Raw genomic sequence first — 8,223 nt, 5'->3', positions numbered from 1 at the left:
GGACTGGAGACGCATTGCCACAAGATATGACAAGCTTGCAGTCAACTTCGCAGCAACATGCTACTTGGCCGCTATCTGCATATGGTGGTCATGATTGAGTCTCGACCCTAGAGCGCCGTGCGTCCTGTCGGACGTACAAAGGACGCTCTAACTCTTTGAATAAGCATCGGAATTATCCAAAGTCGATTCCACTTTTCGGTCCGATGCTCTAGCAGCGACACCGTAAACCGCTTCCATGGGAAAGGCGGCTTGATCACTGCCCGCCATCCTCAACGGAGGCTTGCAACAATTTTTCTATATCAGAAAAATTGATCTTGTTAAGAAGAAAAAACAATTTGAATTATTCTCAAGATACGTGAAGCTAACGATGCACACCTAAAGCCTGTCGCTTTTCTTTCAGATTCACGCAACACGCTTTAAGTTATTGTTATTACGTATGTCTTTACCCCGAAACTGGTTCTCAAGTCTCGGGAGACAGGCCTTAATATGTACGAGGGGTAAATTTTGAGTGCGGTACATAAGGGTAGTTACGCGAAGTAATCAGCGCAAATTCTGCTAAATTATATAATATCTTAGCAATATTGCCAAGATTTATGGGAGTTATTGGCATGAGAGTGCCTGGGTTAGAGGGTGCGCTTGTGCAACATCCGTGCATATTGTCTTTCAGTGACTTTGATGAGCCAGAGACGTGGCGACCAGTCCTTGAAGAGCATTTGATCAATATGGACTTCCGTGTTTTTCCAGACATCGGAGATCCCGAGGATATCAGGCACGCCCTCATCTGGAATCCTGCACCAGATTTCTTCGAGCCCTTCAAAAAATCTCGCACAGCCTATCAAGCCCGGAGCGGGAGTGAACGGGCTTAAGGGCAGCAATATGCGTGCGGCCAGATCACACACACTCCACGCCTAAGGAGGGCGGACGAATGACATTTACTAAAGACATCTTTGCTGGACGTACAGCTGTCGTTACGGGTGGCACCTCCGGGATTGGCGCCTCTACAGCCACACGGCTCGCAGAGCTTGGAGCCACCGTGCATGCCTTAGGGTTGGGGGCAGACAAGGTCACGTTCGACTCTGGACTGCCGATCTCACCTGTCGAACTCGACGTGACAGATGTCGGGGCGCTGACTGACTTCTTTAAGAGCCTGACCTCACTGGATATTCTTGTGCCAGCGGCGGGTATTTCCGCGACCGGGCGCGAACTTGAACTCGAGGTGTTCGAGAAGGTCATGGATATCAACCTGACCGCGGTCATGCGCTGCTGTGCGCTTGCTCATCCTCTGCTCTGCCAATCCAAGGCCGCGTCGATCGTCAATATCGCATCAATGTATTCGACCTTCGGCAGCAAGGACATTCCTGCTTATGCGGCCAGTAAAGGCGCCGTGGTCCAGCTTACCAAGTCGCTGGCACAGGCCTATGCTCCCGACGGCATTCGTGTGAACGCCGTGGCGCCCGGCTGGATCGACACGCCGCTGCTTGCACGGTTTAAGGCCGACGAGGCCCTGTCAAGCTATCTGCTAGGACGCACCCCGCTCAACCGTTTCGGTGCTCCTGCTGAAGTCGCGGACGCTATCGTATTCCTGTGTAGCGAAGCGGCTTCGTTCGTCACTGGGGCAAGTCTTCCGGTAGACGGGGGTTATCTGACCGTTTGAGGCAAGCATTGTCATCCAGAACTTAGAGCGCGTCCGGTTTAGGGCATCGGACCAAAAAGTGGAATCGGTTTTTGGATGATTCCGATGCTCATTCAAAGAGTTAGAGCGTCCTTTGTGCGTCCGACAGGACGCACGGCGCTCTAATCACAGGCTTTGAGGAAGAACCAATTGAAGTGTAAATCGACAGCACTATCGCGATGTATGAAGATCAAGGTTTCCGATCCACCGGACCTCCATGGTCCGGCAGTCCCAGCCCGGAACCAGATCGGCCGCCGCCTGACGTGCCAGCACATTGGCATTCTGGTTGGCGACTGCATCAATATAAGCGACGTGGCAGGTATTGCCCGGCTCGATCCTGGTGACGACAAGTACCTGCGTATCGGGAATGAAGCCTTCTGACCGGTCAAGGCGATATCGTAAAATGGTGGCAACCGGCTGTTCACCAAGATCGGGATGATCGGCAATCAGCCATTCGAGCTTTTCACCGATAGTGTTGAAACCCGGCATCGTCTGGCTCGCCGCCATCTCATCGCGGGCATCGAACCCATAGGAAACGAACATGCGCAGGTCGCCGTCCCTGATCAGAAGCGGATAGCCCTTGTAGCCGGGGCATGCCAATTCGGCACTTTGGCCGGGTTCGACCGCGAGCGTGATGCAGTTGGAGGAACCGGTGTCAGTATAGGCACTACGCCATTCCTGCGCGCTGGCCACGTCCAAAATTGCCGTGCTCAGAACGATGCTCAACGGAATAGTGTTTCTCATTGCCGGTCTCCTGCTTCACCTGCGTCGAGGCCGGTGATTGATGCAAGCCGTGTAAATATAAGAGCAATCCAGCTACCGTTCTGACGAATAGTGTTTCTTCAGGTAGCTCAGGATCGTTTCCCGCAGTTCCTCGCCGCCATCGGCCATACCCTGCTCCTCGATCATCCATCGCCACAGATAGTCCCACCTCGCATCCGTAAGACGCTGTTGCCTGACCAGCGCAATCGAGTGACAGGCCGAACACATATAAAATGTCTCTTCCGCGCCGGGCCCGTCGATCAGACCGTCAAATTCCGGGTTGCCTTCAGGCTGTGCGGAAGCGCCAGGCAATGGCATTACCGGACGCATCGGGTCATAACCGGTGGCCTGCGCTGCGGCAGGCAGGGAAAACCCCGCTACCGCAGCAATCGTGATGGCTGCTTTTAAAAGAAGTCTGTAATACACAATCAGTCCGATCAGCTGGCAAACAATGCGATGCGATGGATCATGTTGTTGCCATAGCCGCGCGGATTCCATCCGGGCGTGACCGCCGGTTGCGAGACGTCATTCATGTCTGTCGCTCGCGCCCATACCTCGTAATAGCCCTGCTCGGGCGGGGTGACTTCAGCACGCCAGCGCTGCCAGGCATATTTGTTCGGCGCCGGCTCAAGCGTTGCCTCCTGCCAGGTCTGGCCGAAGTCGAGCGAGATATGCATCGCCTTCACGTCACCATTGCCTGCCCAGGCATGGCCACGCACTTCCACCGCCTCTCCCGAAGCAACCTGTGCACCTGTCGTCGGCGCGGTGATGATCGACTTCACCGGCATTTCGGTGAGGATTTCCATATCTTCTTCCGGAACCTCGGTTCCCGGAGCCACAGGATATTTGGGCATGCGATAGGAATAGCCGCCCATCTTGGGACCGTCATGCTCCTTGTCGCGAATCCAGATCCGCGTCAGATATTTTTGTGAAACGGAACCCGGATAGCCGGGGATCACCAGACGCACTGGGAAGCCGTGCAGTGCCGGAATGTCCTCACCATTCATCGCCCATGCAATCAGCGCTTCCGGCTCCATGGCCTTCTCGATCGACACACCGCGCGAGATCACCACCTTGTCGGGATCGCCGGAGATATCGACATCGTTACCATAATGGCCGGTATAGACGGCTGACGACTTCACACCAGCCTTTTCAAGAACATCACGCAGCCGCACGCCGGTCCATTGCGGACAGCCCACCGCACCAACCGTCCACTGGTTGCCGGAAGCGCCGGGCTGGAAGAATGCCCGCCCATTGCCACCGCATTCGAGCACCAGCGCCAGTGTGACCTGCTCGAAGTCGTTCTTCAGATCGTCGATGGTCAGGGAAAGTTCGTTCTCAACCTCACCATCGATGGTGAGCATCCAGCCAGACGCATCCTTGTCAAGCGCAGTTTGCGGGACGAGGCCATTGGCGCGCACGAACAGGCGCGAATAGGGCGTGATATCGTCATCCAGCAGATGCGCCGGCGTCTCTGCATTGAGAGGCCGGTCATTATGGACTGTCAGGCCGTCCTTTTCCGACATGAGATCAGCGCCGGTGTCCTGCGCAAATGCCGCAGGAACAAGGCCCTTGGGGAAGTGTTTTTCGAAGGGTACCGCCATACCAAGCGCTGCGCCAAGGGCGGTCAGTCCAGTACTTTTCAGAAAGCTGCGTCGATCCGAAACAGTGAGCCGCTCAAGAGTGGTCGACGTGATCTCCTCCGGTTGATCGTGATCTTCCTGCCTGTCGATTAAAAGCTCCATCTGTACCTCCCTGTGCATAGCTTGCGGTTTACAAAACAACCGCCTGGATCATTGAACGCCAAACCCTCAGTGTATATTTTCAGGACAGTGTAGACGAACGAACGCTAACAGACCACCCTTGACCAAATATTCTTGCTTCGTTCCTGCTATTTGCGCCTCAGCACCCGTCGGCCCCACAACCGGTAAGATTGGATATGCCGCACATCGGTAGTTCGCATGATCGTACGAAGCGTGGTCCGCAACCTTTCTTCCAGGACTGGGTGATAGAACGGTATGCGGAGGAGATCGAGGACCATCAGCTTCGGGACAGTGGGTGGTGACGCGCGGTCCAGACGGCAAAGTCATGTTTCTCTTCGGAGAGGTCCAGCCTTCAGTCGTCTGCTTACCGCTACAGGTCTGCGATATCGAATTGCAAGCCGGCGAAATCGTCCGCGACGTGCTGCTTGGCGACACGGTGCGCTGGAAGGTCGAACCAGCTACCTCCGGCGCACCTGTCACATCCAGCTCAAATCGCATCAAAGCCAGTATGCGTCAGTGCAGCGATCAAGCACCGTACCACATGCGCCGGATCAATTCATCACGACGAATAAAGTGGTGATAGAACGCGGCTCCTATATGGGCGACGAGCAAGATCACCAGCAGGAAGGCGCCAATGCCATGAGGGACACGCGGCGGATAGTCGTGGAAATCCGGCAGTACGCCGGAGCCGCCGAAGATGCTCGGTCCGGCATCACTCAGGACCATCATGCCAATGCCGCTCGCCACCATGCCGAGGATGACGACATAGAAGGCGACATGCACGAAGCGGGCGAAACGCTCCTGCCATGGCCGCGATCCTTCGACCGGAATCGGTTTGCGGTCGAAGCGCCACCACCACACGATGCGGAAGAGGGTCAGCAACAGCACGGTGATCGCCACGGGAATGTGGAGGCGAAGGAACCCCGCCCGGGTTGCGGCATCCGCCGCCTGATCGGCCTGGAAGCCTGAGCCGAGCGCAGCCAGGATCAGGATTGCGGTTAGCCAGTGGATGGTCACCGCCACCGGGCCGTAGCGGTCAGGTCTGTTCTTCAGCATCATGTCTTTCCTTCCTGTTGTTAGTCATGCTCAAGCACGTTTCACAGGTGATGAGGAATTGTGCTTCGTGGAAATGTGACGACGAACCTTGCCCCGCCACCGGGCGGCGTTTCCTGCCGCACGCTTGCACCGTGGTGGCTGGCAATCTGGCGCACCAGCGCCAAGCCAAGCCCCCAGCCGCCAGCATGTTCGCCGCGGCCGAACGGGCGATAGAAAGGCTCAAACACCCGTTCACGCTCGATCTCGGCAATGCCCGGCCCGTGGTCGCGCACGAAAAATTCGACATAATCGCCATCGCTGCGGATTTCCGCATGAACCGGGGGTGCACCGTGGCGCAGTGCATTTTGCATCAGGTTGCGAATGAGACGGGCAAGAAGCCTTGCATCACCCCGGACGACCGCCGGATTGCCGCTGACCTCGACGCCGCAGCGCGCGCCTTCCTCAGTCGCCAGTGCAAGAAGATCGATATCCTCGGCGTCGATATTAAGCGCCTCGCCATGGTCGAGACGGCTCGCCAGCAATATCTCCTCGACCAGTTCATCAAGTTCGGTGAGGTTGCGCGCGATCTCGCGGCTCCGCTCCTGGCTGGGTGCTGCCTCGTGTAGTTCGCTTGCCATGCGCAGGCGCGCAAGCGGTGAGCGCAGTTCATGACTGGCATTGGCGAGCAAAGAGCGGTGGGCGGCGACCAGTTCCTCGATGCGCCCCGCGGCATGATTAAAGCTGGCGGCGACCGCCGCCACCTCGTCCTTGCCTTCGACCGGAACACGCAGGGCCAGATCACCATCGCCCCATGTCTCGACCCCGCGCCGCAGACGCTCCAGCCGACCGGTCAGATGCCGCACCACGGGCCAGGCGACCGCGCCGATGGCGGCGGCGATCAGCACCAGTCCAAGCAGAGGCCGGGCGTGCGGCGGTCCAAAAGAGCCGTCGTTGAAGCGGGCGACGACCACGCGCCCGTCTGCAAGGCGCGCCGACCCGTCTGCAAGGCGCGCCGACAGGATACGGCGATCTTCCCTGTTCCGGATATTTTCCATTTCCCCCGACGCAGGGAAAGTGACAGGATTTCCCACGCTCGCGACCGGTTCGCCATCGGGGGCAAAGACCGTGATGTCAGCCTCAAGGGCTGCGCCGAGACGTGTCAGGACGATCTGCGTTTCTTCAATATCGGCCTCGGCGGGAAGCATCGCCGCGATGAAGGCGTCACGCCGCGCCATCCAGCCGCGGTCGTCCTCTCCGCGTGACAGCCACACGAGTGTTGCAGCGGCCAGCGCCACCACAACAAGGCTTGCCAGAAGCGTCAGGTAGATTTTCAGGAACAGGCTGCTGCGCATGACGGCCCTAACCTTCCTCGTCCTGGCGGCGGGCAAAGACATAGCCTGCGCCGCGCACCGTAATGATGCGCCGGGGGTGCTTCGGGTCGTCTTCGATCGCGGCGCGGATGCGCGAGATGTGGACATCGATGGAGCGATCGAAAGCCTCGGAGCCTTCGCCGCCGAGCCTGTCCATCAGCTGCTCGCGCGACATCGTGCGTCCGGCATTCTCGGCAAGCACCACCAGCATGTCGAACTGGTGGCCCGTCATCACGCATTCGCAGCTACCCACTCTGGCCACACGTGAAGCGGGATCGATTTCCAGCCGCCCGAAACGCATGATGTGGTCACTCCTGCCGCTGGTGCGGCGACGTAATATGGCGCGAAGGCGCGCCAGCAGCTCGCGCGGGTTGAAGGGTTTGGGCAGGTAGTCGTCGGCCCCAAGCTCCAGCCCGACAATGCGGTCGGTTTCTTCGCCCTTGGCTGTCAGCATCAGGATCGGCACGTCCGAGGTTGCACGGATGCGGCGGCAGGCCTCGAAGCCGTCAAGGTCGGGCAGCATCACGTCGAGGATCACGGCGTCGGGCGGATTGCGCCTGATATCATCGAGGCCAGCCAGCGCGGAAGCGGCCGTGCGTGTCGCATAGCCGCTTCCGGAAAGATAGTCGCCCAGCATGGCGGAAAGCCGCGTGTCGTCATCGACAATAAGGATCTGTTCCGCCATGCCTTGCCCCGTTGATGTCAGTTACGCGATCCTATCACCGACGCCAGCCCCTGCGCTCCTTCATTTTCTCGGCCAGTTTGGCGCGCTGCTCCGGGGTCAGAACCTCGGCGGCATCGAGCGCCGCAGCGGTCATCTTCTTCGATGCCTCATCGATGGCGGCAATGCGCTCGGCCCGCAGGGTTTCGGCGGCGGCGCGGTCGATCGTGGGAGCTGTCATCAGTTCCATCACCTCACCGCGCGCGTCACGGAACTCACGCATCATCGGCCGCAATTCGGCACGGGTGCCGTCAATGATTGCCCAGATGCGCTCTTCCTGCTCGGCAGTTGCGTCGACCGAACCCAGCATCCGCTCGATCCCGCGTCCGGCAAAATGACCGCCATGCTTCATGCCGACCTCCATCATATGAGGACCCATGCCGCCACCGCCCATTGCGCCAGCCGCGCCGATCCCTGCAAGTGCCAGAACGACGACACCACCGGCGATGATCCATCTTGAGCGGCGCTTGCTCCCGGTCGGGAAAGCAGTACTGATGGTGGTGTCTTGTCTATCCTGTTCCATGATGAAACTCCTTCTTCATGCGGCCCAATTGCCGCGATGGAGCCAGAATGGATGAGGACTGTTTCTGCCATTACAGACAATTGTGAAGAAATGTGAAGCTCAGGGACATACGCAGGCTTTATCGTAAACTCAAGATTCTGATGACCGGGGCCACCGGATACAGTGTTCAGGCAACGAGGATTTTGAACTGCCCGGCCAGCGATGGTGTCGAATTGTAAACGTATTTTGCTTGTCGTTTGCGTATCATGTGAACCATTTTGATCCCGAACAGGATCGTCGCAGCGCTCCCGGTTGATTTGAAGCCGGGGCTGTTGATTTCCGCTGAGATCTGACCCGGGATTGGGGGATTTTTCCACTGAGATTTGACCCATGTTTGA

General features: G+C 58.1%; 9 protein-coding genes and 2 pseudogenes. 2 read left to right on the top strand and 9 right to left on the bottom strand.

The features are described from left to right. Positions 1-623 precede the first annotated feature (623 nt). Positions 624-899: a hypothetical protein gene (locus ACFPLB_RS12595; protein WP_378230130.1), complete on the bottom strand. Its 276-nt coding sequence runs from the start codon at positions 897-899 to the stop codon at positions 624-626. A 26-nt stretch (positions 900-925) separates the two neighbouring features. On the opposite strand from ACFPLB_RS12595, the gene ACFPLB_RS12590 reads away from it, so the two are divergent. Beyond that, a complete protein-coding gene (locus ACFPLB_RS12590; RefSeq protein ID WP_378230128.1) occupies positions 926-1,654 on the top strand; it encodes an SDR family NAD(P)-dependent oxidoreductase in 729 nt (242 codons plus the stop codon). 189 nt (positions 1,655-1,843) lie between these two features. On the opposite strand, the gene ACFPLB_RS12585 is transcribed toward ACFPLB_RS12590, so the two are convergent. From ACFPLB_RS12585 to ACFPLB_RS12575, 3 genes are all read right to left on the bottom strand, one after another. Beyond that, positions 1,844-2,416 (bottom strand): hypothetical protein, encoded by a 573-nt coding sequence (locus ACFPLB_RS12585; protein WP_378230126.1) that lies wholly within the window; start codon positions 2,414-2,416, stop codon positions 1,844-1,846. A gap of 72 nt (positions 2,417-2,488) precedes the next feature. Next, positions 2,489-2,860 (bottom strand): hypothetical protein, encoded by a 372-nt coding sequence (locus ACFPLB_RS12580; protein ID WP_378230124.1) that lies wholly within the window; start codon positions 2,858-2,860, stop codon positions 2,489-2,491. Between the two features lie 11 nt (positions 2,861-2,871). Beyond that, on the bottom strand, positions 2,872-4,179 hold the full coding sequence (locus tag ACFPLB_RS12575) for a molybdopterin-dependent oxidoreductase (protein WP_378230122.1): 1,308 nt from the start codon (positions 4,177-4,179) through the stop codon (positions 2,872-2,874). Between the two features lie 286 nt (positions 4,180-4,465). Between ACFPLB_RS12575 and ACFPLB_RS12570 the strand changes: the two are divergent. After that, positions 4,466-4,669, top strand: a pseudogene (locus tag ACFPLB_RS12570) (P-type conjugative transfer protein TrbG); the annotation flags it as partial. Positions 4,670-4,722: 53 nt separating this feature from the next. On the opposite strand, the gene ACFPLB_RS12565 reads toward ACFPLB_RS12570, so the two are convergent. The 5 genes and pseudogenes from ACFPLB_RS12565 to ACFPLB_RS12545 form a co-directional block, all read right to left on the bottom strand. Beyond that, positions 4,723-5,253, bottom strand: a complete 531-nt coding sequence (locus ACFPLB_RS12565) for a cytochrome b (protein ID WP_378230132.1) — start codon at positions 5,251-5,253, stop codon at positions 4,723-4,725. A 41-nt stretch (positions 5,254-5,294) separates the two neighbouring features. Then, positions 5,295-6,584, bottom strand: a complete 1,290-nt coding sequence (locus ACFPLB_RS12560) for a sensor histidine kinase (protein ID WP_378230119.1) — start codon at positions 6,582-6,584, stop codon at positions 5,295-5,297. 7 nt (positions 6,585-6,591) lie between these two features. Continuing rightward, positions 6,592-7,287: a response regulator gene (locus ACFPLB_RS12555; RefSeq protein ID WP_378230117.1), complete on the bottom strand. Its 696-nt coding sequence runs from the start codon at positions 7,285-7,287 to the stop codon at positions 6,592-6,594. Between the two features lie 34 nt (positions 7,288-7,321). Beyond that, positions 7,322-7,846 (bottom strand): Spy/CpxP family protein refolding chaperone, encoded by a 525-nt coding sequence (locus tag ACFPLB_RS12550; RefSeq protein ID WP_378230115.1) that lies wholly within the window; start codon positions 7,844-7,846, stop codon positions 7,322-7,324. A gap of 166 nt (positions 7,847-8,012) precedes the next feature. Continuing rightward, a pseudogene (locus tag ACFPLB_RS12545) lies at positions 8,013-8,223 on the bottom strand (hypothetical protein); the annotation flags it as partial.

Origin of the sequence: Aquamicrobium segne, from assembly GCF_042656785.1 — a bacterium.
Classification (GTDB): domain Bacteria; phylum Pseudomonadota; class Alphaproteobacteria; order Rhizobiales; family Rhizobiaceae; genus Mesorhizobium; species Mesorhizobium segne.
This window is presented reverse-complemented; position numbering and strand designations above follow the sequence as displayed.